Genomic DNA, 18,171 nt, shown 5'->3' on the forward strand with positions numbered 1-18,171 from the left:
AACCCCGGTCTGCTCGATCGCGGTCGCGGTTGCCACGGCGACCGGGGCTCGCGCAGAATGACGCGCGAAAGACGGGTCTAACGAGCCGTATTGCGCACCGCTCTCTGGAGAGTTCTCATGTCGTACGTCGACGCGGAGATCGCGAGCCAGCCCGACTGCTGGCGGGAGGCGGCGCAACTGGCCGCCACGAGGACCGATGACCTGCCCCGCCGCGGCGAGCGGGTCGCCGTTGTCGGCTGCGGCACGTCGTGGTTCATGGCGATGGCGTACGCGGCCCGCCGCGAGCACACCGGCCAGGGCGAGACCGACGCCTTCCAGGCCAGCGAGTTCCCCACCGGCCGCCGGTACGACCGGCTGGTCGCGATCACCCGCTCCGGCACCACGACCGAGGTGACCGACCTGCTCGCCGCGGTACGCGGAACGCTGCCCACCACCGTGCTGGTCGGCGACCCGACCTCGCCGACCGTCGACCTGGCCGACGCGGCGGTCCCCCTGCCCTTCGCCGACGAGCGCGCGGTGGTGCAGACCCGGTTCGCGACCACCGCGCTGGCCCTGCTCCGGGCGCACCTGGGCGACAACGTCGCCGCGCTCTCCGCCGACGCCGAGGTGGCGGTGCGCGCGCCACTGCCGATCGACCCGACCCGCGTCGAGCAGGTCACCTTCCTCGGGCGGGGCTGGACGGTCGGCCTGGCCCACGAGGCCGCGTTGAAGTGCCGGGAGGCGGCCACCTTCTGGGCCGAGGCGTACCCGGCCATGGACTACCGGCACGGCCCGATCTCGGTCGCCGCGCCGGGCCGGCTGGTCTGGGCCTTCGGCGACCTGCCCGACGGGCTCGCCGAGGACGTGGCCGCCACCGGTGCCGCGTTCGCGCACAGCCGCACGCACGGGTGCCGCAGCGTGATCGGAAACTGGGCGGCCGGCCGCACACCGCTGGACCCGATGGCCGACCTCATCCTGGCGCAGCGCTTCGCCGTCACGCTGGCCACCAGCCGGGGTCTCGACCCGGACGCGCCGCGGCACCTCAGCCGGTCCGTGGTCCTCGCGTGAGCGCGGGTCACGTCGTCGTCGCGCTCGACGTCGGCGGCACCGGGATGAAGTGCGCCCTGGTCCACCGCGACGGCACGGTCGCGCACGCCGAGCGCCACCCCACCGACGCCGCGCGGGGACCCGCCGCGGTCGTGGAGACCATCCTGGACGTGGCCGACGCCCTGGCCGGCAAGGCCCGCCTGGACGGGCTGACCCCGGTCGCCCTCGGCGTCGCCGTCCCGGGCGTCGTCGACGAGGCGCGGGGCGTGGCGGTCTGGTCGGCGAACGTCGGCTTCCGCGACGTACCCCTGCGGGCCCTGGCCGAGGCGCGGCTCGGGCTGCCGGCGGCGCTCGGCCACGACGTGCGCGTCGGCGGCCTGGCCGAGGCCCGGCTCGGTGCCGGCCGGGACGCCCGGCACGTCCTCTTCGTCGCCATCGGCACCGGCATCGCCGCCGCGCACGTGGTCGACGGCACGGCCGCCGTCGGCGCCCACGGCGCCGCCGGGGAGATCGGTCACATCCAGGTACGCCCCGGGGGCCCGCGCTGCGGCTGCGGCCGGCCCGGCTGCCTTGAGGCGCTCGCGTCGGCGTCGGCGGTGGCCCGGCGCTACGCGGAGGTCACCGCCGGCACGGCCGTGGTGAGCGCGGCCGAGGTGGCCACGCGGGCCGCCGCCGGTGAGCCGGCGGCCGGGCGGGTCTGGACGGAGGCGGTCGAGGCGCTCGCCGACGGCCTCGCCACCGGTCAGGCCCTGTACGACGTGGAGACGATCGTGCTGGGCGGCGGGCTGGCCCAGGCCGGCGCCCAACTGCTCGACCCGGTACGCGCCGCGCTGCACGAGCGCATGACGTTCCACCGCGAGCCGCGCCTGGTGGCGGCGGCCCTCGGCGACGAGGCCGGCTGCCTCGGCGCCGCCCTGCTCGCCCTCGACAGTCTGGAGAAGCGATGACCGTACGGGTGACCGGCAAGGTGGTGACCCCGACCGGGGTGATCCGTCAGGGCTGCGTGGAGATCAGCGGCGAGCGGATCACTGCGGTCGCGGAGTACCCCTCGGTGCGGGACGGTCACTGGATCCTCCCCGGCTTCGTGGACATGCACACCCATGGCGGCGGCGGGCACACCTTCACCACCGGGGACGCCGAGGCGGCTCGGGCCGCCGCCGCGTTCCACCTGCGGCACGGCACCACCACGCTGCTGGCCAGCCTGGTGAGTTCGCCGTTCGAGTTGATGCGCGCCGCCACCAGCGCGTACCGACCGCTGGTCGCGGAGGGCGTGCTGGCCGGGATCCACTTCGAGGGTCCGTACCTGTCGGCGGCCCGCTGCGGCGCGCAGAACCCGGAGTACCTGCGTGACCCGTCCACCGAGGAGCTGACCGAGCTGATCGGGCTGGGCGGCGGAGCGGTCCGGATGGTGACCCTGGCCCCGGAGCGGGACGGCGCGGTGGCGGCGGTGAAGCTGCTCGCCGGTCACGGGGTGGTGGCGGCGGTCGGCCACACGGACGCCACGTACGACCAGACCCGGGCGGCCGTCGCGGCGGGAGCGAGCGTCGGCACGCACCTGTTCAACGGCATGCGGCCGGTGCACCACCGCGAGCCCGGGCCGGTGGTCGCGCTGCTGGACGCGCCGAACGTGGTCTGCGAGCTGGTCGCCGACGGTGTGCACCTGCACGACGGGATGCTCGCGTTCGCGGCGACCACGGCCGGTCCCGACCGGGCCGCGCTGGTCACCGACGCGATGGCCGCGGCCGGCATGCCGGACGGCGAGTACGAGCTGGGCGGCCAGGCGGTCGTCGTGGCCGACGGCGTCGCCCGGCTGGCCCGCGACGGCGCGATCGCCGGCAGCACGCTGACCATGGACGCCGCGCTGCGGCACGCGGTCGCCGCCGGCATCCCGGTGCCGGACGCGGCCCGGATGGTCGCCACCACGCCCGCCCGGGCGATCGGCCTCGGCGACAAGGTGGGTGCGCTCCACGTCGGGCTCCGCGCCGACCTGGTCGTCCTCGACGACGACCTGAACGTGGTCCGCGTGATGCGCGCCGGCTCCTGGCTGGACTGACCGCCGCTGGACTGACCGCCACTGGACTGACCGTCGCTGGGCGGACCCGCCGATCGCGGCCAGCCGAAGTATCAGCCTTTCGACGTGGACGGGAACCAACGATCGCCTTTGGATTTGACTCGTTCACGTCGTCAGCGCTGCGGAGCCAGCCGGCCCACGCGCAGCCGGCCCAGCGGGTCGTCCCGCCTCCCCCGCCGAGGTGGCCCGCCGACGATGGCCCGCCGAAGTGACCCGCCGAGCTGGCCCGCCAAGGTGGGCCTCCCGCGGCCACGTCGCCGATCCACCCACGACATCAGCTCCAAAGGCGGTCAACCACAGAGTGCCCTCCGCCCCACGCGGGACGGGTCAGCGCGGGCTCGGGATCGCCACGCCGAGCACGGCCTGCTCGTCGGGGCGGTGCGCCAGCACGTCGGCGAGGTACGACTGCACCGCCGGCGCCATGCCCACGTCCCGCCCGGCCTGCTCCGAGAGCAGCCACTTGTGCTCGATGATCTGCGCGAAGATCTCCTGCGGCTCCAGCTTCCGGCGTAGGTGCGCGGGCACGGCGCGGACCACCGGCTCGAACACCTCCGTCAGCCAGCGGTGCGCCGCCTGCTGCTCGTCGGTCAGGTCGCTCTCGGCCCGGTACGCGTCCAGGTCGTTGAGCAGCCGGCGGGCCTGGTTCTCCTCGGCGTCCAATCCGGTGAGGCGGATCAGCCGCCGGGTGTGGTAGCCGGCGTCGACCACCTTCGGCCGCAGCAGATACCGGCCGTCGTCGATCGTCGACACGGCGATCTCGGCGACGTCGAAGCCCAGCTCGTTGAGGCGCCGGATGCGGCCCTCGATGTCGTGCCGGGCGTCCCGCTCGACCTGCTGCTCGTAGGTGATCTCGTGCCACAGTCGCTGGTAGCGCCGCACGACCTCCTCGCACACCACCTCGGGGTCGATCGACTCGTGCAGCAGCCCGGCGGCCTGGAGGTCCAGCGCCTCGCCGAAGATGTTCACCCGGGCGATCTCCAGGTCCTCGCCGCGCTGCCCGTTGGACAGCGAGTTGCGCAGCGCGCCGGTCTCGGCGTCCACCAGGTACGCCGCGAACGCACCCGCGTCCCGCCGGAACAGCGTGTTCGACAGCGAGCAGTCACCCCAGAAGAAGCCGGTCAGGTGCATCCGCACCAGCAGCAGCGCCAGGGCGTCCAGCAACCGGGTCATCGTCTCGGGCCGTAGCGTGCGCGAGAAGAGCGCCCGGTACGGCAACGAGAACTGGAGGTGCCGGGTGATCAGCACCGGATCCAGCGGCTCACCATCGTCGGTCTGCCGGTCGGCGACGATGGCCACCGCCTCGACGGCCGGGAAGTCGATCCGCTCCAGGGCGCGCAGCAGGTCGTACTCCCGCTCGGCGACGCGCTCGCCGGTCTCCTTGACGGCGTACACGTAGTCACCGAGGCGGACGAACCGGACGATGTGCCGGGAGATGCCCTGCGGCAGCGCCACCAGGTGCTGCGCGGGCCACTCCGCCAGTGGGGTCGACCAGGGGAGGTCGAGCAGCGCCGGGTCGACGAGGGCCGAGGTGATCCGCACGGGGTCAAGTCTGACCCCTACCCCCGCCGGAGCGCCTCCCCACGTGGCTGGGCACACAGCCGCCCCGGACCGTGCCGGCCGGCCACCACGACGGGCCGGTAGCGTGACCGGCGTGCGGGAGACCACGACGGTACGGCGAACGTTGCGCCTCCGGCCGGTCCGCCCGGCCGGTTGGTGGTTCGACGCCCTGCTGCTCGCCGCCCTCGTGGCGCTTACCGTCGCCCTCGCCACGGAGCACCTCTTCGGCCTGGACCGGGCGGTCGCCGACTGGTCGGACGCGCACCGCCCGACGGTCGCGTACTGGGTCGCACGAATCCTCAACTATCTCGGCCAGGGCACTCCGCTGACGCTGATCGCCGCCGGGCTGGGCGTGCTGCTGGCGATTCGACTCCGGTCGGTCCGCCCGCTGCTGCCACCGGTGTTCGGGTTCGCGCTCACCTACCTGACGATCGGCCCGCTGAAGGTGTGGACGGCCCGGCCCGCGCCCAGCGCCGCCACCCGGGAGCCGTTCCTGCCGCCGGAGCGGACGCTGCCGCTCTTCCAGGACGAGCTGCCGCTGCGGTTCGCGCAGTCCTACCCGTCCGGGCACGTCGCCAACGCGATCGTCTGGTACGGCGTGATCGCCCTGCTGCTCGCCCCGCTGCTGCGCACCTACGGGCGGGCGATGCCGCCCCGGCTGGTCACCGTGGTCCGGATCGTCCCGCCCCTGGTGGTGCTCTGCACGACGACGTACCTGGGCTGGCACTGGCTGACCGACTCGATCGCCGGGCTGCTGCTCGGCCTCCTGCTGGACCGGCTGCTGCACCGCGCGCCCTGGGACGGGGTGCCGCTGCCGGCGGCGCTCGCCCGCTGGGACCGGCCGTTCACCTCGTACCCCTAGAGTCGGCGATCGTGGAGCAACTGGCCCGCCGGCTCGGCGTACGCGACGCGGTGGTCATCGGCCTCGGTTCGATGCTCGGCGCGGGTGTCTTCGTGGTGTTCGCCCCGGCCGCGGCGGAGGCCGGCGGCGTCGGGCTGCTGGCGGCGCTCGCGCTGGCCGGGTTCATCGCGTACTGCAACGCGACCAGTTCGGCCCGGCTCGCCGCCCGGTACCCCGAGTCCGGCGGCACCTACGTCTACGGCCGGGAACGGCTGGGCCCGTTCGCCGGATTCCTGGCCGGCTGGGGATTCGTGGTCGGCAAGACGGCGAGCTGCGCGGCGATGGCGCTGACCGTCGGGGCGTACCTCTGGCCGGAGCAGGCGCGGCTCGTGGCCGTCGCCGCGGTCGTGGCGGTGACCGCCGTCAACCTGCGCGGCGTCACGAAGACCGCGACCGCCACCCGGATCCTGGTGCTGGTCGTGCTCGCGGTGCTGGCCCTGGTCGCGGTAGCCGGCGCGACCGGCGTGTCGGCCGGCCGGCTCGGCGAGCCCGGCGGCTCCGCACGGGGCGTGCTCACCGCGGCGGGCCTGCTCTTCTTCGCGTTCGCCGGGTACGCGCGGGTGGCCACGCTCGGCGAGGAGGTACGCGAGCCGGAACGGACCATTCCCCGTGCGGTGCCGCTCGCGCTCGGCCTGGTGCTGCTCATCTACCTGGTGCTCGCCGTCGTCGCCCTCGGCGTGCTCGGGCCGGTCCGGCTCGCCGGGTCGGCCGCGCCGTTGGCCGACGTGGTGGCCGCCGCCGGCCTGCCCGGCCTGGCCTGGGTGGTCCGGGCCGGCGCCGCCGTGGCGGTCACCGGGGTGCTGCTCTCCCTGCTCGCCGGGGTCGGCCGGACGGCCCTCGCGATGGCCCGCCGCCGGGATCTGCCCGGTGCGCTGGACGCCGTGCACCCGGTCCACCGGGTACCGCACCGGGCCGAGCTGGCGGTGGCCGCCATCGTGATCATCGTGGTGCTGCTCGGCGACGTGCGGGACGCGATCGGCTTCTCCAGCGTCACCGTGCTGGTGTACTACGCGATCACCAACGCGGCGGCGCTGACGCTCGGCCGGGAGCCCGGGCGACGGCTCCCGGTGCAGGCGCTCGCCGTGGCCGGACTGGCCGGGTCCCTGCTGCTCGCGGTCAACCTGCCACTGTCGAGCGTGCTCGCCGGCTCCGGCGTGCTCGCCGTCGGTGCCCTCTGGCACGCCCTGCGCCGCTGAACCGGAATCTTTCTTGCCGCTACTCCTCCGCCTCGCGGGGAATCGGCGTGCCGGCCGGGGCCGGCGGTGGCGGCTCCGGCGGGCCGGCCTCGCGGAGCAGGGCGTTCAGCCCGGCGCGCCGGGCCACCACGGTCAGCCGGTCCCCGGCGACGATCACCAGGCGCCGGTCCGGGTCCCAGTCGTACCGCTGCCCGGAGCGGGCGTGCGCGAGCAGGCGAATGCTCCCCACCCGGCCCACCGCGGCCAGCGGCCGGCCGTCCAGCGCCGACCCGGCGGCGACCGACACGTCGGTGACCAGCAGGGCGTGCCGGCCCACCGAGATGGTGGCGATCACGGCGCGGTCCAGCAGCGCGGCGGCGAACGACGGCGCGGCCAGGTACGACACGCTGCGCGACACGCCGATGCCGAAGGCGCGTTGGATGCGCTCGGCGAAGTGCCCGTCGAAGAGGCGCAGCACCACCTGCACCTCGTCGTTGAGAGCGCGGGCGGTCAACGCGGCCCGCAGGTTGGCCCCGTCGTCGGTGGAGACCACAACCAGGGCCTGGCACGTGCCGACCGAGGCCGCACGCAGGGTCTCCTCGGTCGCCGCGTCCCCCACCACAAGCGGTACGCCGAGCCGCCGGGCCAGCCCGGCGCCCCGCGCCTCCGGGTTCTTGTCGATGGCGACCACCTCGACGCCGAAGTCGTTGAGCTGGGCCATCACCCGCATGCCGATGTTGCCGAGGCCGACCACCACGACGTGACCCGAACGTTCGGGGAGGATCTTCCCGGAGTGCAGCGCCAACCGGGCGTTGACGATCCCGTCGACCACCACGGCGGTGATCAGCGGGATGAGCGCCAGCCCGGCGAGGTTGAGCACGACCTGGAGGACCTGTTCGCCGACCGGCTTGGTGCCGTCCGGGTCCTGCCCGCTGAGCGTGGTGACCAGGGTCAGGTAGAGCGCCTCACCCCACCCGACGTGCGCGGTGCCCGCGTACAGGCCGCCGAGGAGCACGATCACCGCCAGCAGCACCAGCACGGCGATGCCGATCTTGCGGGTGGCGAAGCTGCGGACCGCCCGCACCAGCATCATGACGGGGCGGCGCCGGCGCCGGGCCCGCCGCAGCCGGCGCGCCGCCACCTCGGTGCCCGGCGGGGCCCCGGTCGCCTCGGCCAGCACCACGTCGGCGGCGCGCTCGTCGGCCGGCAGCACCCGGACCTCCTGCGGGTCGCCGGTGTCCGCCACCCCGCACACCACGGCCTGGCCGCGTACGTCGTCGCGGCGGGCCACGTAGAGGGTGCGCCCACCGTGCCGGAAATGGGTCGGCGCGATCTCGCCGAGCGCGGCGGCCACGAACGCCGGGGCCGCCATCGAGGCGTCGGAGAGCACCGCCGAGTCGGGGAAGATCTGCCGTACGCCGTTGGCCAGACCGGTGTTGAACATGCGCACCACCAGCCGCAGCCCGGGCTCCACCTCCTGCGCGCACAGCGCGGCGTGCATGTTGCCGACGTCGTCCTGGTGCAGCAGTGCCAGCCCGTCGGCCCCGACCAGGCCGGCTCGGCGGAACGTCACCTCGTCCAGCCGGTCGGCCCGGATGACCTCCACGCCCTCGATGTCCCGGCCGTCCGGGCTGTCCGTCCGCCGCCGCTCGGGCACGACAAGCGTGATCCGCATCCGGGCGGTCGGCAGCTCCGTGGCGAGCAGGGCCTTGACCACCCAGTACGCGAGGGCGTCGTGACCACAGATCACGTAGTGCGCCCGCGCGTCGCCGTTGGCCCGGAACCGACGGCTGGCCCGCCGCGCGCGATCGAGCAGGGGCTCCGCCATGTGCCGCATGGTAGTCAGCCGGTAGCGGCCCGCGCAGCCCTGCGATCATGACGAATGTCGGACAGGAGGGCGGGTAGAGCACCAGCATGCAAACTTTCCTCCCGTACCCGGACTTTCTGGCCAGTGCCCGGGTCCTGGACCAGAGGCGGCTGGGCAAGCAGCGTGTGGAGGCCATCCAGGTGCTGCGGGGCCTCACCTGGCCGACGTACGGGTGGCGCAACCACCCGGCGGTGAAGATGTGGGCGGGGTACGAGGAGGCGTTGACCCGGTACGGGCTGGACATGTGCGCGGTCTGGTGCGAGCCCGGCCGGGCGGACACCTGCGCCGCCACGCTGACCACCGACCTCGCCGCCGCCTGCGGCGTCACCCGCGTCCGCACCCAGGCCGAGCTGGCCGGAGCGGGCGAGCTGCCGCCCTGGCTCGGCCGCGACGACCTGCACCGCAGCCACCGGTCGTCGCTGCTGCGCAAGGACCCGGCGCACTACCGCCCGCTGTTCGGCGACGACGAGCCGGACAACCTGGAGTACGTCTGGCCCGCCTCCGACCGCGACCGCCGCTGCCCCGAGTGAAAGGAAGGGCCCCTTATTAACGCCTCCGGTAGAGGAAGGGCCCCTTCTTAACACTTCGGGCAGACTGTCAGGATGACGCTGTCGCAAGTGGTCGGCCGGCTCATCGGCGTACGCGAGCACGTCGTGGACCCCGGCGGTGACGGCGCCCCCCGCGTACCGCAACCGGTCGCGGCCGTGGTGGTCGGCGGCGGGATCGCCGGCATGTCGGCCGCGGTGGTGCTCGCCGAGCGGGGCGTGGCGGTCACCGTGCTGGAAGCCGCCGACACCCTCGGCGGCCGGCTCGGCGCCTGGCCGGAGCCGCTGCCGGACGGCACGCTGATGAACGAGCACGGCTTCCACGCCTTCTTCCGGCAGTACTACAACTGGCGCAACATCCTCCGGCGCGCCGACCCGGCGCTGGGCTTCCTGACCCCGGTCGCCGGCTACCCGATCCTCAGCGAGCGGTGGCCGACGGAGGAGTTCGGCCGGCTACCGCCCGCTCCCCCGGCGAACCTGCTCACCCTCCTGCTGCGCAGCCCCAGCCTCCGCCTCGCCGACCTGCGCACGATGGACCGGGACGCCGCGCTGCCGCTGCTCACCTACGATCCGGTCCGCACGTACGCCGAGTTCGACGACACCACCGCCGACGAACTGCTCACGTCGCTGCGGCTGCCCGACCGGGCCCGGGCGATGCTCTTCGAGGTCTTCTCCCACTCGTTCTTCAACCACGAGGCGGAGATGTCCGCCGCCGAGATGATCGCCCAGTTCCACTTCTACCTGCTCGGCAACCCGGAGGGGCTGGCGTTCGACGCCCCGGTCGAGGACTACGCGACGGCGATCTGGCGACCGCTGGCCCGGCACGTCGAGAAGCACGGCGGCCGGGTGGTCACCGGCACCGCCGCCACCGCCCTGCACCGGGACGCCGCCGGGTGGCGGGTGGAGACCACCGGCCGGGCGTACGACGCGCGGCACGTCGTGCTCGCTGTCGACCCGCCGGCGCTCGCCGCGCTGGTCGCGGCCTCCCCCGCGCTCGCCGAGGTCGCTCCCGAGCTGGTGGCGCGGGCTCCCGACTTCGGCCGGCCCGGTCCGCCGTACGCAGTGGCGCGCTACTGGTGCGACGGGGACGTGGACGCGGGGCGGGCGGTGTTCAGCGGGGTGTCCCGGCAGCCGACCCTGGACTCGGTGACGCTCTACCACCGGCTGGAGAACGAATCCCGCCGTTGGGCGGAGCGCACCGGCGGCTCGGTGGTGGAGCTGCACGCGTACGCCTGCGAACCGGGCGTGCCCGCCGCGGAGCTGGCGGAGCGGATGCGCGCCGAGCTGGGCGTGCTGTGGCCGGAGGCGGCGAGGCTGCGGGTCCGGCAGTTGCGCGCCCGCGTGGAGGCGCGGGCGCCGGCGTTCACGCCCGGCAGCCACGCGTGGCGGCCCGGGGTACGCACCGGCGCGGACGGGCTCTACCTGGCCGGGGACGGTGTCCGCACCGACTTCCCCAGCGCCCTGATGGAACGGTCCGCCGCGACCGGCATCCTGGCGGCCAACCACATCCTGCAGGCGGCGGGCGGTGCGGCCGAGCCGGTCCGTTCGGTACGCCCGCGCGGCCTGCTGGCGCGGCGGACCTGATCGACCACGCGCGGCGGAGATCGAAATGCGTTGCCCGTGTGCACCGGCCGCCCTACGGTGATCGCGCAAGGTCAACCACCGCCGCGGGAGCTGTTCATGTCGATGTCACGCGCCAGCCGTGTGCCGTCGGTGCTGCCCGGCGACGGTTGCCGCGCCGGTGGCGGCTACCGGCCCGACTGACGCGTACCCACGTCGAGCCGCCCGTCCACCGCACCAGGACCGGGCGGCTTTCGTCGTCCGGGGGGACCGTCAGTGAGGGAGGGAGATTCCGGTGAACGCCGTCCTCGTCGTCAACGCCGACCTCGGCCCGCTGCACCGGGTCACCGTCCAGCACGCGATCCGGATGCTCTGCCGGCGGGTCGCCGAGATCCACGAGGCCGAGCCGGACCGGGTGATCGGCGTCTTTCCGATGCCCCGGGTCGTACGGCTCGTCCGGTACGTGGTGACCCGCTGGCGGTTCAGCGCCGGCCCGGCCTGGTCGCGAGCCGGGGTGCTGCGCCGCGACGGCCGGTGCTGCGCGTACTGCGGCGGCCCGGCCAGCACCATCGACCACATCCTGCCCCGCTCGCGCGGCGGCCGGAACACGTGGCGGAACACGACCGCCGCCTGCTACGAGTGCAACCAGCGTAAGGGCGACCGGACGCCGGCCGAGGCGGGCATGCCGCTGCGGCGCGAGCCGGTGACGCCGAGCTGGGGGTCGCTCGCGGGACGGTGACGGACCGGCCGGCGGGGTACGGGGGGCCGCACCGGTGCACACATCGCACCGTGGCCGCACCCCGCCGGCCCCACCGCGCGGCGGGTCACTCGTGTTCGGCGAGGAAGGCCCGCGCCCGGCGTACATCCCGCCGTGCCGCCAGGCCGGCCACCATCAGGCCCACCAGGAGGAATCCGGCCACCGCCGCGAAGTACGGCGACCACTGCAGGAACGCCTGCCCGGTCTGCAGCACGCCGAGCGCGGCCAGCGGAAGCAGCAGCTTCGGCTGGTCGATCAGCTGCCGGGCGGTGCGCTGCAGCAGCGGCAGCTCCTCCGGCTGGTACGGCGCGGTGCCCCGGACCTGCCGGACCAACCGGCGGCGGCGCGACCAGCTCTCCGCCCAGAGCCGGGACCGGGCGTTGCGTCGGTAGATCCCACTACGGACCAGGTACCAGAAGGCCGCGATGGCGGCGGCCAGCCCGAGGACGCAGATGACCAGGCCGACGATCTCCGCCCAGGCAGGTGGTTCGCCGCGGATGACGTGGGAGACGCCGTCGAGCACGCCGGACGCCGCGAGCGCGAACCCGGCGACCCCGGTGACCACGACGACGGCAAGAATCAGCAGCAGGAAGCGGCGCCGGCCGCGGCGGGCCTGCGGAACCCATGTTCCGGTGTCGACCATCGTTCCCCCCGTCCAACCTGGACGGCTGTTACCCCGGCGGGTGTGCCGGGAAACGGTCGCCGCGCGGCCGGTCACACCCGGCCGGCCGCCCGGCGCTCCTCGGCTCGCACCCGGTCGAGCGCCGGACGGCCCTCGGCTCGCCCCCGGTCGACCGCCGGACGGCCCTCGGCTCGCACCCGGCCGGCCGCCGCCGGGTCCTCCTGGACGGTGGCGACCGGTCGGCCGTTGGCGCACCGGACGGTGATCACGCTGCTCCGGTCGGGGGCGACGAGTTCGACCCGTACCCGGCGGGCCGGGCCGGGCTCGGACGGTCCCAGCCGGAAGCCGGCGGCCGGGACGACGTCGGTCACCTCGGCCAGCTTCCCGTCACAACGGACCGCGACGGTGCCGCCTCGCGCGGCGACCTCGGTCGACGAGCCCGTCCCGGTCGACGGGGTCCACGTCGGCGCGACGGTCGGCGTCGAGGGCGTCGAGGGCGTACCGGCCGGCGTGCTGGTGGCGGAGGCGGCGGGCGCGGTGGGTGCGGCCGCGGTGGTGAGCGCGACGGACGGTCGTGACGGTTCAGCCGGTACGGGCAGCGCCACGCTTGACCTCTCGGCGCTGCGGTGGCCGGCCTCCGGCTCGCCGGTCGGATCGGCCCGTGGGGCAGGCGGGTTGCCCAGGGTGTTGGCGACCGCGACCGCCCCGATCGTCGCCGCGGCCACGGCCACGAGCAGCCGGGTGCCGTACCCGGCCCGACGGGCCGGTGCCGACGTCGGGCGCTCCGGCGCTGGGGGCAGCGGCTCCCGCACCGGAGCGGCCGGCGGGTCGGACCGCTCGGGCGGCCCGGCCGTTCCCTCCCCGGACGGTGGGCGGTAGGTCGACCGGTCCACCTCCACCGCGGATGCCGGACGCTCGGAGGGCCCGGCTGTTCCCACCCCGGACGCCGGGGCCAGCGCGGCGGCCAGGATCCGGGCCGCCTCTGCCGCGGTGGGCCGGTCCGCGGGGTCCGTCGCCAGGCATCGGCGGTAGAGCCGATCGACCTCGGCCGGCACACCGTCGAGGTCGGGCAGCGGCTCCGGCCCGCCGTCCGCCTCGCTGCCCGGTCGGCTGTCGGGGTGCGCCGGGGGCCGGCCGACGAGCGCGTCGTACAGGAGCAGGCCCAGCGCGTACACGTCGATGGCGGGTGACACCGTCCCGCCGGTCACCCGTTCCGGTGCGGCGTAAGCCGGGGTGCCGAGGATCCGGCCCTCCGCGTCGATCTCGGGCGCGCCGACGCCGGCGGCGATGCCGAAGTCCAGGAGTTTCGCCCCGGCCGGCGTGAGCATGACGTTCGCCGGCTTCACGTCGCGGTGCACGAGGTTCCGTGCGTGCGCCGCGGCGAGACCGGCGGCGACGTCGGCGCAGACACGCAGGGCCTCGCCGGTCGGGAGCGGCCCGGCGGCGAGACGCCGGGCGAGCGTGGTGCCGGTGAGCAGTTCCATGACGACGAAGGGGAGCGGCTCCCCGTCGACGGAGGACTCCCCGAAGTCGTACACGCTTGTGAGGTTGGGATGCGTCGACCGCGCCGCCGCCTTCGCCTCCGCCCGGATCCGCCACCGGGCACCGGGGTCGGTCGCGGTGAGGACCTTCACCGCCACGTCCCGTTCCAGTACTTCGTCGTGGGCCTGCCAGACGATCGACATCCCGCCCCGGCCCAGCCGGCTGGCCAGTCGGTAGCGGCCCGCGAACAACTGATCACGCTGCACGCCGAACAGCCTGCCAGAGTGGACGGCGCCGGTCGCGACCGGAATCCGTCGACTCGCGTCGATGCAGGTCGGGTGGCGCCCCGGTCCGGCGACGCGGCTACCCGGTCGGGGCGCGACCCGGAGACCGCTCAGCCGGCGGGTGGGGTCCAGGTGAAGCGGGGAGGGCGGCGCTCGTTGGCCGCGGTCACGCCCTCGCGGGCCTCACCGCTGGCCCGGACCTGCCCGTGCCACCAGGCGATCCGGTCGCCGTCCGCGCGCCCGTCGATGATCTCCTTGGCGGCGGTGACGGTGAGCTGCGACCGCGCCGCCACCGCCGCGGTGATCTCGCCGACCCGGGTCACGAGCGCGTCGGCGGGCAGCACCTCGTCCACGAGGCCGATCCGCAGCGCCCGTTCGGCGTCCACCAGCTCGGACGTGAACAGCAGGTGCTTCGCGGCGGACGGCCCGACCAACCGGGCCAGCCGGCGCGTCGTCGGTGCCGGGTAAACCAGGCCGAGCCGCGCCGGGGGTACGCCGAAACGCGAGTCGTCCGCCGCGATCCGCAGGTCGCAGGCGACGGCGAGCTGGCATCCGCCGCCGACGCAGGCGCCCCGGATCGCGGCGACCGTCGGCTTGGCGAAGGCGGCGAGCCGCTCCTCGGCCTCGACGGCGATGCTGGCGTCACCGGCGTCCAGCAGCTCGTCCAGGTCGCCGAGGTCCGCACCGGCGCAGAAGGTGCCGTCGGCCCCGGTCAGCACGAGGGTACGTACCGCCGGATCGGCGTCGAGGCGGTCGAGCAGCGCCGGCAGCTGCCGCCACATGACCGCGGTCATCGCGTTGCGCCGGGCGGGGTTGTGGATCACCACGGTCGCCACCGGGCCAGCCACCTCGACGAGGAGTTCCGCGTCCGCCATGCCGCCACTCTCCCTCCGGGTCACCGGCCATCGGTGCGGCGACGATATCGGCGCTGCCCGCGCCCGGGACGCGCCGGGTGGCGCGCATCACTGGTGGACCTCAGAGCCGTTCGACCACCCGGAACCGTTCGGTCACCGCCAGCGTGTCGTCGTCGACGGTGAAGCCGGGGTCACCGAGGTGGTCGCGGAACTCGGCACCGTGCCAGAACCTCTCGTGGCCGGCCCGCCAGTCGGCGACCGTCTCGAAGCCCTCGCCCTCGTCCCGGGCGTGCGCCAGGTCGATGTCGCCGAGGCGCACCACCCGCACCTCGGTCAGCTCGATCACCGCCACCGGCCGGTTGTCCGAGTCCACGACCATCGACCGGCTGCCGGCCACCGGGAGTGGCTCGCCCTCATGCTCGTACTCGACGACCAACCCGGTGGTGCTGGTCTTCTCACCGGCCAGGATCGCGGCGACCAGTTGGTCCCGCAGCGGCCCGGGAAAGGCGAACTCGGCCCTCGGCAGGTCAGACATGCCGGCGAGGCTAGCCGGTGCGGCCACCTGTCACACCCGGTATTCCGGCGGCAGGCCGGTCCCCCGCAGCTCGAACGGCAGGTGCGCGACATCGTTGAAGGCGACCAGCCGGGGCGGCAGGCCGTCGGTGTAGCGGAGCACGGTCAGCCCGCAGTGCTGCGGGTTCAGCCCGAGCCAGCGCTGCGCCGGCGCGTCCAGTGCGTCCCGGACCAGCCAGGCGATCAGGAACGCGTGGGTGACCACCAGTTCCCGGACGTCCCCGTCGGTGGGCGGCCCGGCGAAGCGCCGCACGGCCGCCGCCGTCACCCGCGGCCCGTCGAACCGCTCGGCCGTGGTGAAGCCGTCCAGGAACCGGGCGTACGCGGGCGGCAGGCCGGCCGGGTCGGTGTCGTGCGGCAGGTGGTCGCCGGCGAGGTCGGTGACGTGCACCGGCACCGTGGGCAGCACCGCGCCGACCACCTCGGCGGTCTGCGCGGCCCGGGGCAGCGGACCGTGCTGGACGGCGTCCAGGCCCGCACCCCGCAGTCGCTCGCCGAGCAGCGCCGCCTGCCGGCGGCCCCGCGCGGAGAGGCCGGCCTCGTCGGTGAGCTGGTCCGGCTCCCCGTGCCGGGCCAGGAACAGCAGTCGGCTCGCCATGGCTCCCCGTGCACAGATCGGCGGGCGCGGCTCCCCGACCGCGCCTTCCGATCATGCCGTCCACGTCAAGCGGCGCCGCGTAGCGCCCGGCTCAGGGTGAGCGACACCCACGTCCAGCCGGCGACCACCGCCAGCGCGAACCCGATCATCGCGGCCGGATGACCGCCCGAGCCGATCAGCGCCAGCCAGGCCGCCGCGAAGAACAGGCCGGTTCCGACGCCGTACGCCGCCCAGCCCCGCTCGCCCCGGCGTCCGAACCGCCGCCCGGCGACCAGACAGGCCGCGATGAGAGCGGTGAACGCGACGGCCCCGGCCCCGAAGTGCGCCAGGCCGTGCCAGCTCACCTCCCCCGGCCCGGCCGGCGTACCGGCGGGGAAACCGTCCAGCGGATCGGCGACGAAGACGCCGGACAGCACCAACCCGGCGCCGTACTGACCGATCAGCCAGGGGCCGGTACGCGCACCGAGCCCGGGGTGACGGACCCGGCGCAGGGCCACCGCGGCACCGACGCAGAGCAGGCCGGCGGCGATGAAGTTGGCGATCTGCACCCAGCCCAGGTCGCCGTTGCTCAGAACGCTGACCGGGTGCCGCCGGAAGTCGAACCCGTCCCGGGTGAGACCCTGCGCCAGTGCCACGGTCACCCACATCGGCCCGGCCAGTACGCCGCCGGTCAGCAGTGCCCGCCCCCAGCCGGCCCGGTCCACCGGCCGGGCGGCGCTGATCGCCTCGTCCATCGGTCCGGCCTCCCTCAGCCGCGCGGGAACATCTGGCCGATACGGATCCTGTTGCCGAACGGGTCGCGGATGCCGAAGTCGATCCCGTACGGGCGCTCCTCAGGTGCGTCGGTGATCTCGACGCCCTTGGCGACGAGCTCCTCGTACGTCTTGTGGGCGTCGTCGGTGGTCATGAAGAGGAAGCCGCCGGCGGCGCCCTTGGTGAGCAGCTCGCGGACCTGCTCGGCGGTGGCCGGGTCGAGGTTGGGCGGGCCCGGCTTCTCCAGCAGGATCTCCCGCTCCGGATCGCCGGGCAGGTTGACCGTCAGCCAGCGCATGAAGCCGAGGTCCTGGTCCGTGTTGACCTCCAGGCCGAGCTTGCCGACGTAGAAGTCGAGCGCCTCGTCCTGGTCGAGCACGTAGATCTGGGAGCGGCTGATCGCGTTCATCGTCATGCCCGGAACGCTAGTGCCCCGCCCTGACCTGGTGCTTATCCAAAACTGCTGGGTCGGGTCCAGGCCTTCGCGAAGCAGACCGGCACGGGCGCGGCCGGCGCGCTGCGCCGGTGCCGGAACTCGGTGGGCGACTCGCCGACGATCTGCCGGAAGGTACGGCTGAACGTCCCGAGGCTGCCGAACCCGACCGCGTAGCAGATGTCCGTCACGTCCCGGCCGGTGTGCAGCAGCAGGGACATCGCCCGCTCCACCCGCCGGCGCTGGAGGTAACGGTGCGGGGTCTCCCCGAAGGTGGCACGGAAGGTGCGGATGAAGTGCGCCTCGGAGACGTGCGCGATCTTCGCGAGGGCGGGGATGTCGAGCGGCTCCGCGTACGCCCGGTCCATCGCGTCCCGGGCGCGCAGCATCGCCCGGTTGCTCTCCTCGACGGCCCTGCTCACCGCACCACGATAGGTCGCGGACCCGGCGGTCCTCGACCGCGCGGCCGTGGTCAGCGGCGTACCCGCTCGCCGGTGCCCGCCCGGCCGGTCGTGTGGACGCCCTCGCGCAGGTCGTCGTCGGTCATGACGAGGTACACCAGGGGGCAGTCCTGCGGCCCGGTGACGTCGAGCTGGCACAGGGTGCACGGCTCACCGGGCCGCAGCGGGCACCGCGCGTCCGGCCGGCGGCGGGTGGTGGGCCGCATCAGGAGGTCCAACCTCCGTCCGAGGCGACCACCGCCCCGTTGACGTTGAGCTGATTGGCGACCGCCTGGCCGATACCCGACCCGGCTCCGGTCACGATCGCGACCCGTCCGGCGTACCGCTGCTCGCTCATGACCCACTCCCCATCCCGGCCGGAGGCCTCTCCCTCCATGCTGGTGAGGCGAGGGCTCGACCCGCAGGGCCGAACGTCCCGGGCGGGTGGAGGCGAAGGGCGCGATCAGGCCCGGTCGGCGATCTCCGCGACGAAGGCGGGCCACGCGGCCGGGGTGAAGGAGAGGGTGCCCCCGTCACGGTCCTTGGTGTTGCGGACGAGAACGACTGCGGGATCGCCGGTGTCAACGACGGCCGAAAACGGACCCCTTGACGACGGCTGAAAACGAACCCCCTCTGCTGGTTGATCTTTGCTAGTCGTTGGTCTTGGTGGCCG

21 protein-coding genes are annotated in these 18,171 nt (G+C 74.6%); 8 read left to right on the forward strand and 13 right to left on the reverse strand.

All coding sequences use genetic code 11. The annotated features are described in order from the left end of the window. Positions 1-117: 117 nt before the first annotated feature. Genes ABTW87_RS18375 through nagA form a run of 3 tightly spaced genes read left to right on the forward strand, consistent with a single transcriptional unit; the run spans position 118 to position 3,079 of the window. Positions 118-1,047 (forward strand): SIS domain-containing protein, encoded by a 930-nt coding sequence (locus ABTW87_RS18375; RefSeq protein ID WP_350652018.1) that lies wholly within the window; start codon positions 118-120, stop codon positions 1,045-1,047. After that, positions 1,044-1,973 (forward strand): ROK family protein, encoded by a 930-nt coding sequence (locus tag ABTW87_RS18380; protein ID WP_350652019.1) that lies wholly within the window; start codon positions 1,044-1,046, stop codon positions 1,971-1,973. Before ABTW87_RS18375 ends, ABTW87_RS18380 begins: the two co-directional genes overlap by 4 nt. Further along, positions 1,970-3,079, forward strand: coding sequence for an N-acetylglucosamine-6-phosphate deacetylase (gene nagA, locus ABTW87_RS18385; protein WP_350652020.1), 1,110 nt, complete (start codon positions 1,970-1,972; stop codon positions 3,077-3,079). Before ABTW87_RS18380 ends, nagA begins: the two co-directional genes overlap by 4 nt. 345 nt (positions 3,080-3,424) lie before the next feature. Here the strand turns inward: nagA and ABTW87_RS18390 are convergent, their stop codons facing one another. Further along, entirely contained in the window at positions 3,425-4,636 is a 1,212-nt protein-coding gene (locus ABTW87_RS18390) for a DUF4032 domain-containing protein (protein ID WP_350652021.1), read from the reverse strand. Between the two features lie 142 nt (positions 4,637-4,778). On the opposite strand from ABTW87_RS18390, the gene ABTW87_RS18395 reads away from it, so the two are divergent. Continuing rightward, entirely contained in the window at positions 4,779-5,516 is a 738-nt protein-coding gene (locus ABTW87_RS18395; RefSeq protein ID WP_350652046.1) for a phosphatase PAP2 family protein, read from the forward strand. An 11-nt stretch (positions 5,517-5,527) separates the two neighbouring features. Continuing rightward, positions 5,528-6,751 carry an APC family permease gene (locus tag ABTW87_RS18400; protein WP_350652022.1) on the forward strand — a complete coding sequence of 408 codons (1,224 nt, stop codon included), beginning with the start codon at positions 5,528-5,530 and terminating at the stop codon, positions 6,749-6,751. Between the two features lie 19 nt (positions 6,752-6,770). Here the strand turns inward: ABTW87_RS18400 and ABTW87_RS18405 are convergent, their stop codons facing one another. Next, positions 6,771-8,567, reverse strand: a complete 1,797-nt coding sequence (locus ABTW87_RS18405; protein ID WP_350652023.1) for a potassium channel protein — start codon at positions 8,565-8,567, stop codon at positions 6,771-6,773. A 77-nt stretch (positions 8,568-8,644) separates the two neighbouring features. Between ABTW87_RS18405 and ABTW87_RS18410 the strand changes: the two genes are divergently transcribed. The 3 genes from ABTW87_RS18410 (at position 8,645) to ABTW87_RS18420 (ending at position 11,441) form a co-directional block, all read left to right on the forward strand. Continuing rightward, the gene (locus ABTW87_RS18410; RefSeq protein ID WP_350652024.1) at positions 8,645-9,127 is read left to right on the forward strand and encodes an MSMEG_6728 family protein; all 483 of its coding nucleotides are present in this window, start codon (positions 8,645-8,647) and stop codon (positions 9,125-9,127) included. 72 nt (positions 9,128-9,199) lie between these two features. Next, a complete protein-coding gene (locus tag ABTW87_RS18415; RefSeq protein ID WP_350652025.1) occupies positions 9,200-10,726 on the forward strand; it encodes an FAD-dependent oxidoreductase in 1,527 nt (508 codons plus the stop codon). A gap of 271 nt (positions 10,727-10,997) precedes the next feature. After that, positions 10,998-11,441 (forward strand): HNH endonuclease, encoded by a 444-nt coding sequence (locus ABTW87_RS18420; protein WP_350652026.1) that lies wholly within the window; start codon positions 10,998-11,000, stop codon positions 11,439-11,441. Positions 11,442-11,526: 85 nt separating this feature from the next. Here the strand turns inward: ABTW87_RS18420 and ABTW87_RS18425 are convergent, their stop codons facing one another. The 11 genes from ABTW87_RS18425 to ABTW87_RS30245 form a co-directional block, all read right to left on the reverse strand. Beyond that, complete coding sequence (locus ABTW87_RS18425) at positions 11,527-12,102, reverse strand: hypothetical protein (RefSeq protein ID WP_350652027.1); 576 nt, start codon at positions 12,100-12,102, stop codon at positions 11,527-11,529. Between the two features lie 71 nt (positions 12,103-12,173). Beyond that, entirely contained in the window at positions 12,174-13,829 is a 1,656-nt protein-coding gene (locus tag ABTW87_RS18430) for a serine/threonine-protein kinase (protein ID WP_350652028.1), read from the reverse strand. 128 nt (positions 13,830-13,957) lie between these two features. After that, positions 13,958-14,722: an enoyl-CoA hydratase/isomerase family protein gene (locus tag ABTW87_RS18435; RefSeq protein WP_350652029.1), complete on the reverse strand. Its 765-nt coding sequence runs from the start codon at positions 14,720-14,722 to the stop codon at positions 13,958-13,960. 100 nt (positions 14,723-14,822) lie between these two features. Next, on the reverse strand, positions 14,823-15,236 hold the full coding sequence (locus ABTW87_RS18440) for an ASCH domain-containing protein (protein WP_350652030.1): 414 nt from the start codon (positions 15,234-15,236) through the stop codon (positions 14,823-14,825). 30 nt (positions 15,237-15,266) lie between these two features. Further along, positions 15,267-15,872, reverse strand: coding sequence for a histidine phosphatase family protein (locus ABTW87_RS18445; protein ID WP_350652031.1), 606 nt, complete (start codon positions 15,870-15,872; stop codon positions 15,267-15,269). Between the two features lie 65 nt (positions 15,873-15,937). Beyond that, positions 15,938-16,606 carry a DUF998 domain-containing protein gene (locus ABTW87_RS18450; protein WP_350652032.1) on the reverse strand — a complete coding sequence of 223 codons (669 nt, stop codon included), beginning with the start codon at positions 16,604-16,606 and terminating at the stop codon, positions 15,938-15,940. A 14-nt stretch (positions 16,607-16,620) separates the two neighbouring features. Then, positions 16,621-17,040, reverse strand: coding sequence for a VOC family protein (locus ABTW87_RS18455; protein ID WP_350652033.1), 420 nt, complete (start codon positions 17,038-17,040; stop codon positions 16,621-16,623). 35 nt (positions 17,041-17,075) lie between these two features. Next, positions 17,076-17,480 carry a helix-turn-helix domain-containing protein gene (locus ABTW87_RS18460; RefSeq protein ID WP_350652034.1) on the reverse strand — a complete coding sequence of 135 codons (405 nt, stop codon included), beginning with the start codon at positions 17,478-17,480 and terminating at the stop codon, positions 17,076-17,078. Between the two features lie 50 nt (positions 17,481-17,530). After that, on the reverse strand, positions 17,531-17,725 hold the full coding sequence (locus tag ABTW87_RS18465) for a DUF6767 domain-containing protein (protein ID WP_350652035.1): 195 nt from the start codon (positions 17,723-17,725) through the stop codon (positions 17,531-17,533). Further along, positions 17,725-17,856, reverse strand: coding sequence for a hypothetical protein (locus ABTW87_RS18470; RefSeq protein WP_350652036.1), 132 nt, complete (start codon positions 17,854-17,856; stop codon positions 17,725-17,727). The genes ABTW87_RS18465 and ABTW87_RS18470 overlap by 1 nt, the downstream gene beginning before the upstream one ends. Before the next feature lie 105 nt (positions 17,857-17,961). Beyond that, on the reverse strand, positions 17,962-18,171 hold a 210-nt coding region (locus tag ABTW87_RS30245), incomplete at its 5' end, for a DUF397 domain-containing protein (RefSeq protein WP_502891607.1).

Origin of the sequence: Micromonospora sp. NPDC126480 (assembly GCF_040302465.1) — a bacterium.
Lineage (GTDB): Bacteria > Actinomycetota > Actinomycetes > Mycobacteriales > Micromonosporaceae > Micromonospora.